General features: G+C 63.7%; 13 protein-coding genes. 10 read left to right on the top strand and 3 right to left on the bottom strand.

The window, feature by feature from the left end:
* Positions 1-45 precede the first annotated feature (45 nt).
* On the top strand, positions 46-843 hold the full coding sequence (locus tag XH89_RS30705; RefSeq protein ID WP_194464081.1) for an adenylate/guanylate cyclase domain-containing protein: 798 nt from the start codon (positions 46-48) through the stop codon (positions 841-843).
* 201 nt (positions 844-1044) lie between these two features.
* On the top strand, positions 1045-2394 hold the full coding sequence (locus tag XH89_RS30700) for a carbohydrate porin (protein ID WP_194464080.1): 1350 nt from the start codon (positions 1045-1047) through the stop codon (positions 2392-2394).
* A 12-nt stretch (positions 2395-2406) separates the two neighbouring features.
* Here XH89_RS30700 and XH89_RS30695 read toward each other — a convergent pair whose 3' ends face one another.
* Complete coding sequence (locus XH89_RS30695) at positions 2407-3885, bottom strand: tetratricopeptide repeat protein (RefSeq protein WP_194464079.1); 1479 nt, start codon at positions 3883-3885, stop codon at positions 2407-2409.
* A gap of 169 nt (positions 3886-4054) precedes the next feature.
* On the opposite strand from XH89_RS30695, the gene XH89_RS30690 reads away from it, so the two are divergent.
* The 3 genes from XH89_RS30690 to XH89_RS30680 all read left to right on the top strand — a co-directional run bounded on the left by XH89_RS30690 (position 4055) and on the right by XH89_RS30680 (position 6780).
* Positions 4055-4804 (top strand): IclR family transcriptional regulator, encoded by a 750-nt coding sequence (locus XH89_RS30690; RefSeq protein ID WP_194464078.1) that lies wholly within the window; start codon positions 4055-4057, stop codon positions 4802-4804.
* Between the two features lie 90 nt (positions 4805-4894).
* Positions 4895-5860, top strand: a complete 966-nt coding sequence (locus XH89_RS30685; protein ID WP_246767662.1) for an amidohydrolase — start codon at positions 4895-4897, stop codon at positions 5858-5860.
* A complete protein-coding gene (locus tag XH89_RS30680) occupies positions 5857-6780 on the top strand; it encodes an SMP-30/gluconolactonase/LRE family protein (RefSeq protein WP_194464076.1) in 924 nt (307 codons plus the stop codon). The genes XH89_RS30685 and XH89_RS30680 overlap by 4 nt, the downstream gene beginning before the upstream one ends.
* A gap of 153 nt (positions 6781-6933) precedes the next feature.
* Here XH89_RS30680 and XH89_RS30675 read toward each other — a convergent pair whose 3' ends face one another.
* Positions 6934-7218 (bottom strand): GFA family protein, encoded by a 285-nt coding sequence (locus XH89_RS30675; protein WP_246767920.1) that lies wholly within the window; start codon positions 7216-7218, stop codon positions 6934-6936.
* Between the two features lie 298 nt (positions 7219-7516).
* Between XH89_RS30675 and XH89_RS30670 the strand changes: the two genes are divergently transcribed.
* The 5 genes from XH89_RS30670 (at position 7517) to XH89_RS30650 (ending at position 13254) form a co-directional block, all read left to right on the top strand.
* A complete protein-coding gene (locus XH89_RS30670; RefSeq protein ID WP_194464074.1) occupies positions 7517-8419 on the top strand; it encodes a LysR family transcriptional regulator in 903 nt (300 codons plus the stop codon).
* A 249-nt stretch (positions 8420-8668) separates the two neighbouring features.
* The gene (locus XH89_RS30665) at positions 8669-10033 is read left to right on the top strand and encodes an MFS transporter (RefSeq protein WP_194464073.1); all 1365 of its coding nucleotides are present in this window, start codon (positions 8669-8671) and stop codon (positions 10031-10033) included.
* Positions 10034-10035: 2 nt separating this feature from the next.
* Positions 10036-10950 carry an NAD(P)-dependent oxidoreductase gene (locus XH89_RS30660; protein ID WP_194464072.1) on the top strand — a complete coding sequence of 305 codons (915 nt, stop codon included), beginning with the start codon at positions 10036-10038 and terminating at the stop codon, positions 10948-10950.
* Positions 10951-10975: 25 nt separating this feature from the next.
* On the top strand, positions 10976-12298 hold the full coding sequence (locus tag XH89_RS30655; protein WP_194464071.1) for an MFS transporter: 1323 nt from the start codon (positions 10976-10978) through the stop codon (positions 12296-12298).
* Entirely contained in the window at positions 12295-13254 is a 960-nt protein-coding gene (locus XH89_RS30650) for an amidohydrolase family protein (RefSeq protein ID WP_246767661.1), read from the top strand. The genes XH89_RS30655 and XH89_RS30650 overlap by 4 nt, the downstream gene beginning before the upstream one ends.
* A 251-nt stretch (positions 13255-13505) precedes the next feature.
* On the opposite strand, the gene XH89_RS30645 is transcribed toward XH89_RS30650, so the two are convergent.
* Positions 13506-14183 carry an RraA family protein gene (locus XH89_RS30645; RefSeq protein ID WP_194464070.1) on the bottom strand — a complete coding sequence of 226 codons (678 nt, stop codon included), beginning with the start codon at positions 14181-14183 and terminating at the stop codon, positions 13506-13508.
* Between the last annotated feature and the right edge of the window lie 141 nt (positions 14184-14324).

Genomic DNA, 14324 nt, shown 5'->3' with positions numbered 1-14324 from the left:
CCATCCCAGGTCCGCCAAAATGGCCCATCGATTTGCCGCACGATCATGCCCAAATTCCTTCGCATCGGCCTGCATCAGTCGAACGTATCAGGATACACATCGAAGGCGTGGTGCGTGCGGCGGGTCGGCACGGCGGTGTTCCTGAAATGGGGGGCCGTGGAGGTCCAGGGCGCCGGCAAGGGACGCAAGGTCTACTGGACGCATCTGCCGCAGGAGAAAACGGTCCGCTGCGGCACCGTGCAGCGCGCCCAGGACTACACCAGATCGGCGATCGCGCGGCGCCGCAGTCATGACTATCAACCGCTCACCGGCGCCATCGCGACCCGGCGCAAGTCTGCCAATGGCAGCGCGGAGCTCAAGCAGGCGCTTGCCACGATCCTGATCGTCGATATCGTCGGCTCCACGGCAAAAGCCGCAAAGCTCGGCGATGCGCGCTGGACCAAGGTGATGGGCCTTTATTACGCGGCGGTCCGGAAGGAATTGAAGTCTTCGCGCGGCAAGGAGGTCGTGACGACAGGTGACGGCGTGCTCGCGACCTTCAAGGCGCCGGCCGCCGGCATCAATTGCGCGACCGCGATCAAGAAGGCCGTGCGTACGCTCGGCCTCGATATCAGGGTGGGCCTGCACGCCGGCGAGTACACGATGAGCGGCGGCGAGATGGTCGGCCTCGCGTTCCACATCGGCACCCGCGTCGCTGCGAAGGCGCGCTCCGGCGAAGTCCTGGTTTCGAGCGCGGTGAAAGACCTGCTCGCATCGCAATCGCAGATCCGCCTCAGGGATCACGGCAGCCACCAGCTCAAGGGCGTGCCGGCGCGGTGGCGGCTGTATCGCGTGGAAGATTGAGGGCGATGCCCTTCTGGCCGAGACTTTCCGCCTGTCTCGCCATTCTTCTTCGTCGAATGCCTTCGGGGCGGGAATAAACACAAACTCGGATTGATCCCTCACCAGGGGATACGCGCAAACGCGCTTTGACGCGCGGCAGCGTCGCCGTGGGGCGGCGACGTGACGCAAAACAGAAGAAGCCTGAGACCCTGGGAGTAAAAGATGTCGTTGGATAGGTCTGCAGGCGTCGCACGGCTGTGCGGCGCGGGGATTGTGTTGTCGTCACTGTTGGGCAGCGGAGCGCATGCAGCCGATCTTCTGAAGAAAGCTCCGCCTGTTCCTTACGCTGCCGATGATTTCTGGACGAGACCCTATCTGTTCGGCGATCTCGGCAGGACGAAGCTGAAGGAGCAGGGCATCTCGCTGGCGCTGACGCTGGGCGACGAAGCCGTCACCAACCTGTCGGGCGGAGCCAGAAACACCGGCGCCAACGCCGGTCAGCTGGCGTTTCAGGCCAAATTCGACCTGGCCAAGCTGGCCGGTGTCCAGGGCGGCACTGTCGGCCTCACGCTGGTCGACCGCTTCGGCAAAAATCTGAATACCGAGGCTGACATTCCCGCCCTGCAGCTGACCAATGAGGTCTTTGGCCGAGGCAACATTCTGCGCCTGACCGAGCTCTATTATTCGCAGAAGCTTCTCGACGATCGCCTCGAGCTCAAGGCCGGCCGTCTCCCTGTCGGCTCCGACTTCTTCTTCGGCGAGTGCGATTTCATCAACCTGACCTTCTGCGGCGGCCAACCCGGCAACATCCAGGGCGGCTACATCTTCAACTGGCCGGTGAGCCAATGGGCTGGCCTGGCCCATTTCAACCTGACCAAGGAATGGAAGATTTCGGTTGGCGTCTACGATGCCAATCCGAATTATCTGACGACGTCAGACTCAGCGATCTACTTCCTGCCCGGCATTCCGGCCTCGACCCCTGCGGCGGGTGTGATGGTCCCGGTGGAGTTGACCTGGACTCCGAGCGGTCCCCTGAACGGGACCTGGAGATTCGGCGGCTGGTACGACAGCGCCTCGACGATCGATGGCGGCCTGCCGGGCATCGTTGCGACCATTCCGGGCGTCGGTGGTGTGCCGGATCAAAACCTGGGAGATCCGCGCGGCCGCTTCGGCGTCTATGAGTCGATCCTGCAGAGATTGACCGTCGATGGTCCCAAGGCGCAGGGCTGGTACACGTTCCTCAATACGACCGTGGCCGATCACCGGACCTCGTTCCAGGACTACCAGATCTCCTGGGGCGTCAAGCACAGCGGAACGTTCGCCTCGCGCCCCGATGACGAGGTCGGCTTCGCGGTGGGCACGACGCATGTGAACTCGGCAGTCCTCGGCCCGAATGCAGGCGGCAACGAAGTTCCGATCGAGCTCTGGTACGGATTGCAGGCGACCGGCTGGATGAACCTCAAGTTCGACGCCCAGTACGTCATCAATCCCGGCGGACGCGGGTTCAACGCCGCCGGAGTCAAGACCGACAACGCGTGGGTACTGGGTCTGCGCACCGTGGTCCGGTTCTGAGGTGAGGGCTGGTCAGGGCGTTGGATGGTTCGCGCGCTCGTCGCCCACTCTGCCGCGACTGTGCCACGCCGAAGACAACGCCTTGAGTTCGCACCGGACCCGATCCACGACGCTCGTCCAGTCGCCTCGCTTGGCTTGCCTGAACAGCCTCATGGACTGATACCAGGGGCTGTCGTCGCGGTTGAGCAGCCAGCGCCAGTCCGGATTCAAGGGCAGCATCGTCCAGACCGGCGCGCCGAGCGCGCCGGCGAGATGCACGACGCTGGTGTCGACCGAGATCACCAGATCGAGGCAGCAAACCAGCGCTGCCGTTTCGCTGAAATCCATGAGCTGGTCCGTCAGGTCGAGGATGTCGGAGCGCTCACGGAGGAAGGCCCGGTCCTGATCCCGGATGCCTTTCTGCAGCGAGACGAACTGCACGTCGCAATCCAGCAGCGACGCCAGTGCGTGCAGGGCCATCGATCGATTGTGATCGTTGTTGTGACCCGGATCGCCCGACCAGACCAGGCCGACGCGGAAGCGGGTGCGGGGCCCAAGCCGGTCCTCCCACGCTTTCACGCGCTCCGCCGGGGGCGGGGAAAGAAAGCCTTGCGCGAACGGAATCGTATCGAGCCGCGTCCCGAACGCCAGCGGCAGGCTGCCAAGGGGACAGTGCAAGTCGAACGCGAGTGACGGCGTCGACGATCGGTCGACACAATCTGCGACGCCGCTCACCCCGGCCAGCAGTCGCCGGACCGCAGGCCTGACCTCCAGGATGACCCGAGCTCCGAGCGCGGCCACCATCGGCACATAGCGCGCAAACTGGATGGAGTCGCCCAGTGCCTCGTCGGCATGAAGCAGGATGGTCCTGCCGTCGAGCGGCCGGCCGCCAAGCCAGAGCGCTTGCGAAAAGTCGCGCTTGGCAAGGCCGAGAGACGGCGCTGTCCAGCGCGCCTCGCGTCCGCGCCAGCCCCGCTCGAAATCCCCGGTCAGCATCTGCAGCAGCGCGAGATTCCAGATCGTGTCCGCATTGCCAGGGTCGATCGCCAGCGACTGGTGAAAGGTCGCGAACGCCTGATCTAGCAATTGCACGCTCCACAGGGCCCGTGCCTTCTCGTTGAGCGCCGCGGAGAAGTTTGGACGGAGCGCGAGTGCGCGGTCGAAGCTCGCAAATGCCTGCTCCATCCGCCCCGGCCGCGAATGCAGCGTGCCGAGATTCTTGTGCGTCTCCGCCTCGCTGGGATGCAGCGCAATGGCACGTTCGAAGTCGGCTTGCGCCTCCTCGAACCGGCCCAGCCGCTGCAGGCAAAGCCCGCGCGTTTGATGCAGGGGCGCGACGTCAGGATTGAGCCTGGCGAATAGGTTGAAGCATTCCAGGGCTTCGGCATAGCGGCCGAGCTTGAACAGCGCCTGGCCCTGCTTTGCGGCTTCCAGGCTCCTTGCGGCCGCCAGACCTTGCGGCGCAGCCTTCGGCGATTGTTTGGCCGTGGCCCGGCGCTCTTGGCGGTTCATAAGCTGACCAGAAATGGACGTTCCGTCCGCGGTATTTTCCGGTGCCAGGCTGGTGCGAGGCTGGCGCGCGGCTCCCGGTCATCCATGCTTGTCGTTCCTTTGCCACGGCATCCCAGCCCTTCTAACGGCCGCGGGAATAACGTAGGAGATGGATCGAAGAGGATTTGAGATGGCAAAGAACACCGAGAAGAAGCCGGCGGCACTCAAGGGCGTTTCGGCGGCCGAACGGGCGCTCGCAGTGTTGACTGCGTTCCGTCGCGGCGACAGCGCCCTGAGCCTGGCCGAACTCGCCGAACGGACCGGGCTGGTCAAGAGCACGATCCTGCGGCTGGCGCTCTCGCTGCAGCGTTACCGGCTGCTCGCACGCTTGCCAGATGGATCTTATCGGCTCGATGCCGAGACCTTGCGTCTTGGCACGGCCTATCAGCAGGCGTTTCGCCTCTCCGATCACGTCATGCCCGTGCTCGAGCAGCTCGCGGCGAAGACCGGCGAGACGACGTCCTTCTACGTTCGCAATGGCGACGAGCGGCTCTGCCTCTTCCGTGTGGAGAGCACCAACCGGATCCGGATGACCGTGCAGCCGGGCGATACCCGTCCGATGGACAAGTCCGCCATTGCTCAAACGCTCCGTCGATACGAGTCCGGACCACCTGGGCCGGACGACGAACTGCCGCTGTTCACGTCCGGCGTGACGGATCCTCATGCGGCTGCTCTTGCGACGCCCGTCTTCGGAATTGGCGAGTCTCTGGTCGGGGCGCTGTCGATCTCCGGACCGGTCAGCAGGCTTACGCCAGCACGGGCCGAGCAAGTCAAAGGCGCGTTGGTCGAAGCCGCGGCCAAGCTCACCTTGGCATGTGGCGGAACCCCGTTTTCCGGCCCCGCCAAGGGCGCGCGCAAGCGCACTGCTACTCTCACGTAAAACGAAACGTCGTTTCGTTTTATGTTGCAGCGTGAGCCGCCGCGGGCTTATAAGCCTCTCCATAACAGACCATGGGGAGGGCGAACCGTCGTGCCAACAGCATCGCTCACGCGGAGAACAGTTCTGGCTGGACTGACCTCGTCCGTTCTTGGCCCGATTGCGGCCACGCAGGCGCAGGAGGTGCGCTGGTCCAGCGGCGTCGGCAAGCCGCGCGTCATTCCGCCGGCCGGCGCGACGGATTGCCACTTCCACACCTATGACAAGAGTTATCCGGTCGCCAAGGGCGCGACGCTGCTGCCAGATGACGCCTTACCCGATGATTATCGGGCGCTACAGCGCCGGATCGGCACGACGCGCGGCGTGATCATCCAGCCGTCCACCTATGGCACCGACAATCGGCTGCAGATCGCGTCGCGACAAACGCTGGGCGCGGAGAATTTTCGTGTGATCGCGGTAGTGGCCGAGGACATATCGGATGCCGAGCTGCGACGGCTCGACGACCAGGGTGTCCGCGGCGTCCGCTTCAATCTCGGCTTTCCGGGCGTGCTGACGGTGAGCTCGCTGCTTGCGCTTGTACCGCGGCTCGCGGATCTCGGCTGGCACTGCCAGATCAACATGCGTCCCAAGCAGATCGAGGACAATGCGGATTTGCTGACGTCGCTGCCTGGCCGGCTGGTGTTCGATCATCTGGCCCAGGTGCCGCAGCCGGCCGGTGTCGAGAGTGCGCCCTACAAGATCATCCGTGGCCTGCTCGATCGCGGCAAGACCTGGGTGAAACTGTCGGGTCCGTATGTGTCGAGCAAGCAGGGCGCGCCGGATTATGCCGACGCCGGCGCCGTTGCAGCGGCCTATGTCAAGGCTGCGCCGGAGCGTCTGGTCTGGGGCAGCGACTGGCCGCATCCCTCCGAGTCGAAGGAGCACAAGCCGGACGATGCGCGCCTGTTCGATCTTTTCGCGCAATGCGCGGGCGACGAGGTAGCGTTCAAGCGCATCCTGGTCGACAATCCTGCCGAACTCTACGGCTTTCCCAAGGTCGCACCAAAGGTCGCGCCATGACGTTCTTCAGCCCGCCGCGCCGGATCGAAACCAGCATCTTCACGCGGCTTCCCGATCAATTCCGCAAACCGCGCCGCACCGCATGGGCGGATGCGAACCAGGGCGGACGCGAGATCGACTCCTTCCTCGAAGGACCGTCCTTCGATCGGCAGGGCCGGCTGTACATTACCGACATTCCCTATGGACGCATCTTCCGCGTCAATGCGCAAGGCGCATGGGACCTCGTGTCCGAGTACGATGGATGGCCGAACGGACTGAAGATCCATCGCGACGGCCGCGTATTCATCACCGACTACAAGCGCGGGATCATGTTGCTGGATCCGTCCAGCGGCAACGTCACGCCGTTCCTGGAGACGGCCGCGAGCGAGAGCTTCAAGGGCGTGAACGATCTGGTCTTCGCGCCATCGGGCAATCTCTATTTCACCGACCAGGGCCAGACCGGGATGCACGATCCGACGGGCCGGGTCTGGAAGCTCACGCCTGACGGCCGGCTCACCTGCCTGATCAATACGATTCCGAGTCCGAACGGCATCGTCGTCGACGCCGAGGAGAGTTTTTTGCTCGTGGCGGTGACGCGGGCGAACCAGATCTGGCGCGTGCCGCTGCCGGCGAGCGGCCTGACCACGAAGGTCGGCATCTTTTCGCATCTGCATGGCGGTCCCGGCGGTCCCGACGGGCTGGCGCTGGACGACGGAGGCAACCTGCTCGTTTGTCACACCGGTTTCGGCTCGGTGTGGCGGCTGTCGCCGCTGGCCGAGCCGCTCGACCGCATCGTCTCCTGCGCGGGCGTCGGTACGACCAATCTGGCTTTTGGCGGACCGGAGCGAAAAAGCCTCTTCATCACCGAGAGCCGCACCGGAACTCTTCTGCGCGCCGAGCTGGAGACGCCGGGCCTGGCGATGTTCTCGCACGCCGATTAGGGCGTGTACTCATAAACGCCTGCTGCGGATTAGCGCGTCGATGTCTGCTCTACGCCCGATATCGGCGGAATAGCGGACGTCCCTCAACCGCCGCTTGGGGCCCACAAGCTGACATTAGCCAAGCCGACCAACCATATGCGCGGTCGCAGCCCGTCACGCTGTAGCCGCCTCTGGCCACTCCGCTACTATCTGCTTCGGGTTAAACCAATCAGCCGCTTCCGAACGCCAAATGTGGCCGACAAAGGTGGGATTGCAGATCGGTGTGTTCAGTGTGCCGAGGCGGATGCGAACCGCTGCGTCCGGGTTGCCGAGACGCTCGGCCGTCATTGCTGAGCCGCAAGTCCCGCAGAACCTTCGGACCTTGCCAGGCGACGATTCATAACCAATGAGGCGGTCTTCTCCCCGCAGCCAGCGGAAAGAATTACGCGGCACGGACATGTTTGCGCCGAAGGCAGTGCCGCTCACTTTGCGACACGTGCGGCAATTGCAAAAGGCTATGGGCGCAGGGGGCGCATCCGCCTCAAAGGCCACTGCACCGCACGCACAGCTTCCACTTAACATGTCGCCTCCTCCTTGTTGACGCGCAACCGACCGACGTTGCCCCGGTCAATCCCAGTTAGTCCTATCCTGTTCGGAGCATACCCAAGAACCGACAGGAGGCCCGCGCCGGTCCCCATTGAGTATCGGCATGAGGCTATTATAATACAAATCGTATTTCAAAATCGGTGATATCGCTTTGACCAATATCAGAAGCATCGACCTGAACCTGCTTTCCGCTTTTGACGCGCTGTACGATGAGCGCAGCGTCACGCGCGCCGCGAAGCGGCTTGCGCTCACGCAGCCGACCGTATCCGGCATGCTCCTCCGATTGCGCCATATGTTTTCGGATCAGCTCTTTGTGCGCTCCTCACACGGGATTGTCGCGACCCCGCGCGCCGAAGCCGTTGCCGGTCCTATCAAGGAGCTGCTCGAGAGAGCACACTTGCTCGTCAGCGCCAGCTCGTTCTCGCCAGTGAAGGCCGAAGGCACGATAAAGCTGATGGCAAGCGATTACATCCAGCACGCGGTGGTTACGCCATTGATCGGCGCATTGCGACGACACGCACCAAAGCTCAAAGTGTTGGTTGCTCCGCGACAGGAACTTGGAGTGACCGAGCGAATGGCGCGCGGCGAGATCGACCTCTACATCAGCTCGCGCGATGTGTCCGATCCGGACCTGCCGTCGCTTCCGCTTTACCGTGACCGCTTTGTCTGCGTTGCCCGCAAGCGTCACCCATTCAATGGGCGGCGACTTTCACTCCGAGAATTGTGCAAGTTCGATCATTTGCTTGTGCATCCTACAGGACGTAGCATGTGGGGCCCAGCTGACGAAGTGCTTGCCGCGATTGGCCATAAGCGTCGGGTCGCAGTCGCCGTACCGACCTTTCACATGCTTTTTGAGCTGCTCGCCGCCGATGATTTTGTCGCCTTCGTCCCCGAGCGGATCCTGCGCGGACGGCAGATTGAAATCAAGAAATTCGAGACGGGTCTGGATATTCCACCAATCGAAGTCGTGGCCAATTGGCATCCACGTGTCAGCGACGACGCGCGCCACGTCTGGCTTCGGCAAACGCTCGCCGCCGTAGCGCAGCAGCCCTGATAATCAAGCTGGGGCAATGTCTGCTTTGGGGAAAGCGGTAAAGCTCAACCCGAGCAGATGCTTTCCGCTTGGGAGCCGCTAACCGACAGCCGGCGCTCCACTTTTTTGTGGGAACCCGCCAATTGGGCGGCGCAGTGGCCGCGACGCTTCCTCACAAAACGAAACGCCGTTTCAAAATAAATTGCAACGGCGTTCTGTTTTTGCTAAGGCGCTTGCGCGGCCGGGGCACACCGGCCACGGAGGAACCCAATGGCAAGCGTCACAGCCGCCCCAGCCGGATCGGACTTCACGGTCGAAGAGGCGAAGATCCTCTCCAAGGTGCTGTGGCGGGTCGTTCCCTTTTTGCTGCTCTGCTACATCGTTGCCTATCTCGACCGGGTGAATGTCGGCATCGCCAGCCTGACGATGAACCGTGATCTCGGCATCTCGCCGTCCGAATTCGGCTGGAGCGCCGGGCTGTTCTTCTTCGGCTACTTCCTGGCGGAAGTGCCGAGCAACCTCGCCCTGCAGGCGATCGGAGCCCGCAAATGGATCGCCCGCATCCTGATCACCTGGGGCTTGATCTCGGCCGCAACGGCCTTCGTGGTTGGCCCTGCGAGCTTCGGCGTCATGCGCTTCCTGCTTGGTCTCGGCGAGGCCGGCTTCACGCCCGGCGTGTTCCTCTATTTCACCTACTGGTTTCCGGCGCGCATCCGCGGCACGGCGACTGCGGCATTCCTGCTTGGCATCCCGATTGCGAATATCATCGGCGCGCCGATCTCGGGCTCGCTGCTCACGCTGGACGGCCTCGGTGGCCTGCATGGCTGGCAGTGGCTCCTGATCCTGGAAGGCCTGCCGGCCACGTTGCTTGGCCTCGTCTGCTTCTTTGCGCTCACCGACAAGCCCGATCAAGCCAGCTGGCTCAGCCCTGTGGAGCGGAAGTGGCTCGCAGACGTGCTGGCGTCCGAGCGCGAGGCGATTGCCGCAAGGCACTCGTCCCGGCTCAAGGATGCGTTCCTGAATTGGCGCGTCCTTGTCTGCGCCGCCGTCAATTTCTGCGCCATCATCGGCTCCGTCGGCCTTGGTCTGTGGATGCCGCAGATCATCAAGGGCCTCGGCTTTGGCGTGCTTGCCGTCGGCTTCATTGCAGCCATTCCCTACATCTGCGGCGCCATCACGATGATGCTGTGGGCGCGTCTGTCGGACAAAGGCGGCGAGCGCAGCTGGTTCGTGGCATCCGCGCTGCTCGTCGGCGCCGCCTCGCTGGTCGTCTGCGGCTACGCGACATCGTCCGCGCTGGTCTCGATCGTTGCGCTGTGCGGCGCCGTGATCGGGATCATGTGCTACCAGTCGACCTTCTGGCCGATCCCGTCGAGCTTCCTGACCGGCAGCGCCGCCGCCGGCGGCCTCGCGATGATCGTCTCGATCGGCAATCTCGGTGGCTTCGTCGGTCCTTATCTCATTGGCGTGATCAAGCAGTCGACCGACAGCTTCTCATGGGCCCTGATCTCGGTGGCTGCATGTCTTGCCTTGGCTGCCATCCTGATCCGCCTGGTCGGCGCCAGTCTGCAGCGACAGGCCGGAACGGCCGAAAGCCGCACGAGCCCGATCGCATCCCTCTCGAAAGGAATTTGAAAATGAGCGAGCGAAAGCAATTCCGTCTCGGTCTGGTCGGTTATGGCGAGATCGGCAGCACGCTGGGCAAGGGACTGCGCGAGGCCGGCCTGCAGCAGATCTTCTGCTACGACAAATACGCCTTCGACGGTCCGTATGCCGATTTGATCCAGAGCCGCGCCAAGGCGGCGGGCGTCACCCTGGTGACGTCCAACAAGGAACTGGCGGATGCCGCGGAACTGATCTTCAGCGTCACGCCGGGCTCGAGGTCGCTCGAAAGCGCAGCCGCGTTTGCGCCTGTGCTCGATGGCCGCCACACCTTCCTCGACTTCGCCTCGGCCACGCCGAAGGTGAAATACGGCGTCGCCGAGCGGCTTGCCGGAACGGGCGCCACGCTCGGCGACGGCTCCATCATGGGCACGCCGCTGCATGGCTATGCAATGCACATGATGTCGAGCGGTCCCGCCGGGCAGCGCGTCGTCGACCTGCTGGTGCCCTGGGGCATGAGCATTGCATTTGCCGGCGAGAAGCTTGGGACGGCCTCGGGCATCAAGATCCTTCGCTCCGTCCTGATCAAGGGCATCGAGGCGCTGATCGACGAGACGCTGCTCGCCGCCCGATCTTACGGCCTCGACGAAACCGTGTTGGCGTCGGCATCGAAGACGCTGACGCGTCCGTTCATGGACACGGTCGAGAGCCTGACGCCATCAGGCGTCATCCACGCCAAGCGGCGCAGCGAAGAGGTCGAGATGGCGGCGGAGGCGGTCGAAGATGCCGGCATCGAGCCCCTGATGGCGCGCGCGACGGCGGCGCGGCTGCGCTGGAAGGACAGCCTCGGCTTGAAGGAGCACTTCAAGGGCGTCGTTCCGGAAAACTACAAGATCGCCATCGATGCGATCGTGACCAGGATGCAGGCCGGGGCCAAAGCGGCCGAATAGAATCAACAACAACAGGGAGAGAAACGTGACGGCTGCTCGAACCGACATCGACCCGATAGAGAAGGCGACGATGCGCAGGGTCATCCTGCGCCTCGTGCCGTTCCTGATGATCTGCTACTTCTTCGCGCTGCTCGATCGCGTCAATGTCGGCTTCGCGGCGCTGCAGATGAACAAGGATCTGGGGCTCACGCCCGCCATTTTCGGTTTCGGCGCCAGCCTGTTCTTCGTCTCGTATTTCCTGGTGGAGGTGCCGAGCAATCTGGCGCTCCAGAAGGTTGGTGCCAGGCGCTGGATCGCCCGGATCATGATCACCTGGGGATTGGTGACGGCGTGCATGGCGTTCGTCGTGGGACCATACTCGCTGTACGCGATGCGCTTCATCCTGGGCGCGGCGGAGGCCGGTTTCTTTCCCGGTGCAATTCTCTATCTGACCTACTGGCTGCCGTCCGAATATCGGGCGCGCATCCTGGCGACGTTCACGGTGTCGATCCCGCTTGCCACCTTCCTGGGGTCGCCGCTCTCGGTCGGCCTGCTCGAGCTCGACGGCGCGCTCGGTCTGCGCGGCTGGCAGTGGCTGTTCATCCTGGAGGGATTGCCGACCATCCTGCTTGGTCTTGCCTGCCTGTTCGTCCTGACCGACAGGCCCGCAGGGGCGAGCTGGTTGACCAACGAGCAGCGGGATTGGTTGACGGCCCGCATGGCGGCGGATGCAGCCGCGCGCACGCCGGTCGGGCACCTCTCGCTCTGGCAGCTTGTCACCAACAAATATTTCCTCGTGATGGCCCTGGTCTGCTCCGGTGCCTCCGCCACTGGCAGTGTGCTGTCGGTCTGGCAACCGCAGCTGCTGAAATCGTTCGGCCTTTCGAATCTGCAAACCGGATTCGTCAATGCGATCCCCTACGGCGTCGCGACCGTGCTGATGGTTCTCTGGGGGCGTCATTCGGACAAATCAGGTGAGCGCCGCTGGCACACGGCGATTCCGCTGCTGCTCGCAGCCGGCGGCTTCACCGCTTTGGGCCTGACGGGAACGGCGGTCGCGCCGACCATCGTCATGGTGACGTTCTGCCTGGTCGGTGCCTATGCCTTCAAGGGGCCGTTCTGGGCGCTGTCGGCAAGCTGGCTGTCGACGAGCACGCTCGCGGCGGGCCTTGCCGGCATCAACGCGATCTCCAATTTGATCGGCGGCGGCCTGATGGTGAACGTGGTCGGGTTGGTCAAGCAATCGACCGGAAGCTTCGTGCTCGGGATGCTGCCGCTTGCGCTGCTGTGTGCCGTGGCCGCGACCTGCGTGCTCGTGCTCGGTCGCAACGTCGCGCGCGCCGCCGACATGGTGGCGGTGAAATCATGAGCGAGCGCAGCAAGACGTCACGGCACGCCATCACCCGGCGCGGCGTCCTCGCGGGCATGCTGGCTGCGAGCACCGGCGCCTGGGCCGGGGGGGTTGAGCAGGCGGTGCCCAACAGCACCGGGTCGGCGCCGCCGCGCTTGAATGCGCCCGCGGACGCATGCGATTGCCATCACCATATTTACGACGGACGGTTTCCCGTGTCGCCGCATTGGCACCAGGGCTTTCCGCCCGGTGCAACCGTCGCCGATTACCGAAATCTCCGGCGCCGGCTCGGCACCACCAGAAGCGTGGTGGTGCAGCCATCGACATATGGCGTCGACAACCGGTGTCTCGCGGACGCGCTGGGCCAGCTCGGCTCTTCGTCACGCGGCGTTGCCGTGGTCGATACCGACGTCGAGGAAGCAGAGCTGCACGCGCTGGCCGATGCCGGCGTCTGCGCCATCCGCGTCAATTTCGTGTCGCCGCAGACCTGGGGGACGACAACGCCGGAGATGCTTGTCGCTCTCGCCAAGCGGGTCAGCCCGCTGGGCTGGCATGTGCAGATCCTGATGACCGGCGATCAGATCGTCGCTCATGAGAAAGCCATCCGGTCGCTACCCACCAAGGTGGTTATCGATCATCTCGGGCGTATTCCCCAGCCTGATGGCATCAAGCATCCAGCGTTTGCCGCTGTCCGACGTATGCTCGATGAGGGCCGCACCTGGGTGAAGGTCACCGAGCCCTATGAGGATAGCAAGCTTGGGCCGCCCTATGCCGATTCCAGCGAAGTTGCGCGTGCTTACGTGCAGGCAACGCCGCAGCGCATCTTGTGGGGCACGGACTGGCCGCATCCGACCCAGCGCGGCATCAAGCCTGATGATGCCCTGCTGCTCGATCTTCTCGCGGACTGGGCGCCGGACGAAAAAACGCGCCGGCGCATCCTGGTGGAAAATCCCGCCGAACTGTTCGGCTTCTAGAGCCGGATGGGATGAGCTCGACTAGCGCGCCGACGTGAGTGCATTCCCCCTCGCGGCGGAGGGCAATCGGATATGTTGTGCGCGATACTGCAGCGTTGGCAGTGAGCTCCCTCTCCCGCTTGCGGGAGAGGGTTGGGGAGAGGGTGTCTCCGCAACGGGACAATCCCCAAGAGGAAAGAACCCTCACCCGCCACGCTCTACGAGCGTGTCGGCCTCTCCCGCAAGCGGGAGAGGCCGAGAAGCGGAGCGTCTCAATCCATGCCTTCGCACTTCAGCTCGCGCAATTGCCTGTCCACCCAGGAAGCATCATGGGTGCCGGCCTCGATATTGGCCATCTGCTTCTGCTCTGCCTCGAACTTCGCTGTGGCCGCCTTGAACACCGCCTCGGTCTGATCGAACGGCACGCAGAGCAGGCCGTCATCGTCGCCGATGATGAGGTCGCCGGGCTCGATCACCATGCCGTCGATCGCGATCGCAACGTTGATTTCGCCGGGCCCGTTCTTGTAGGGGCCACGATGCGTGACGCCGGCCGCGAAGACAGGAAATGTCTGGCTGCGGATGAAGCCGGCATCGCGGATCGCGCCGTTGATGACGAGGCCCGCCACACCGCGCTTGACCATTTGCATCAACATCATCTCGCCGGTGATGGCATTGGTCAGGTCGCCGCCGGCATCGACGACGATGACGTCGCCGGGCTCGGCCAGCGCGATCGCCTTGTGCACCATGAGATTGTCGCCCGGCGCCGTCTTGACCGTCAGCGCGGGACCAGCGAGCCCGCCGCTGCCATGCATCGGACGAAGCCGCGCACCGCCGGCCGTCAGGCGCGACATGCTATCGCTGACATTGGCGACCGGAAGGCGCGCGAAACGCTCGACGACCTCGGTGCCGATCTTCCTGTTGCGCTTCAAGACCCTGAATCCGACAGCCATCGGCTCGCCTCCAAATTGATCTGAAGATTTATAGAACGGCGTTTCATTTTTAGCAACGCACCTGATGAGAGGAACCGTTCGCCTTCTCGTTACAGGCCATGCAGCTCTTAGGGGCGTCCCGCCGTCAGGTGAGGCGGTCAA

It is taken from the genome of Bradyrhizobium sp. CCBAU 53340 (assembly GCF_015291645.1).
GTDB lineage: Bacteria > Pseudomonadota > Alphaproteobacteria > Rhizobiales > Xanthobacteraceae > Bradyrhizobium.
Note: the sequence above shows the minus strand (reverse complement) of the source record. Positions and strands in the feature narration are given on the sequence as shown.

Coding starts and splice junctions, on each gene's coding strand:
- XH89_RS30665 (WP_194464073.1), top strand. CDS start 8,669: ATGGCAAGCGTCACAGCCGCCCCAGCCGGATCGGACTTCACGGTCGAA.
- XH89_RS30675 (WP_246767920.1), bottom strand. CDS start 7,218: ATGTCCGTGCCGCGTAATTCTTTCCGCTGGCTGCGGGGAGAAGACCGC.
- XH89_RS30700 (WP_194464080.1), top strand. CDS start 1,045: ATGTCGTTGGATAGGTCTGCAGGCGTCGCACGGCTGTGCGGCGCGGGG.
- XH89_RS30680 (WP_194464076.1), top strand. CDS start 5,857: ATGACGTTCTTCAGCCCGCCGCGCCGGATCGAAACCAGCATCTTCACG.
- XH89_RS30645 (WP_194464070.1), bottom strand. CDS start 14,183: ATGGCTGTCGGATTCAGGGTCTTGAAGCGCAACAGGAAGATCGGCACC.
- XH89_RS30705 (WP_194464081.1), top strand. CDS start 46: ATGCCCAAATTCCTTCGCATCGGCCTGCATCAGTCGAACGTATCAGGA.
- XH89_RS30695 (WP_194464079.1), bottom strand. CDS start 3,885: ATGAACCGCCAAGAGCGCCGGGCCACGGCCAAACAATCGCCGAAGGCT.
- XH89_RS30690 (WP_194464078.1), top strand. CDS start 4,055: ATGGCAAAGAACACCGAGAAGAAGCCGGCGGCACTCAAGGGCGTTTCG.
- XH89_RS30650 (WP_246767661.1), top strand. CDS start 12,295: ATGAGCGAGCGCAGCAAGACGTCACGGCACGCCATCACCCGGCGCGGC.
- XH89_RS30660 (WP_194464072.1), top strand. CDS start 10,036: ATGAGCGAGCGAAAGCAATTCCGTCTCGGTCTGGTCGGTTATGGCGAG.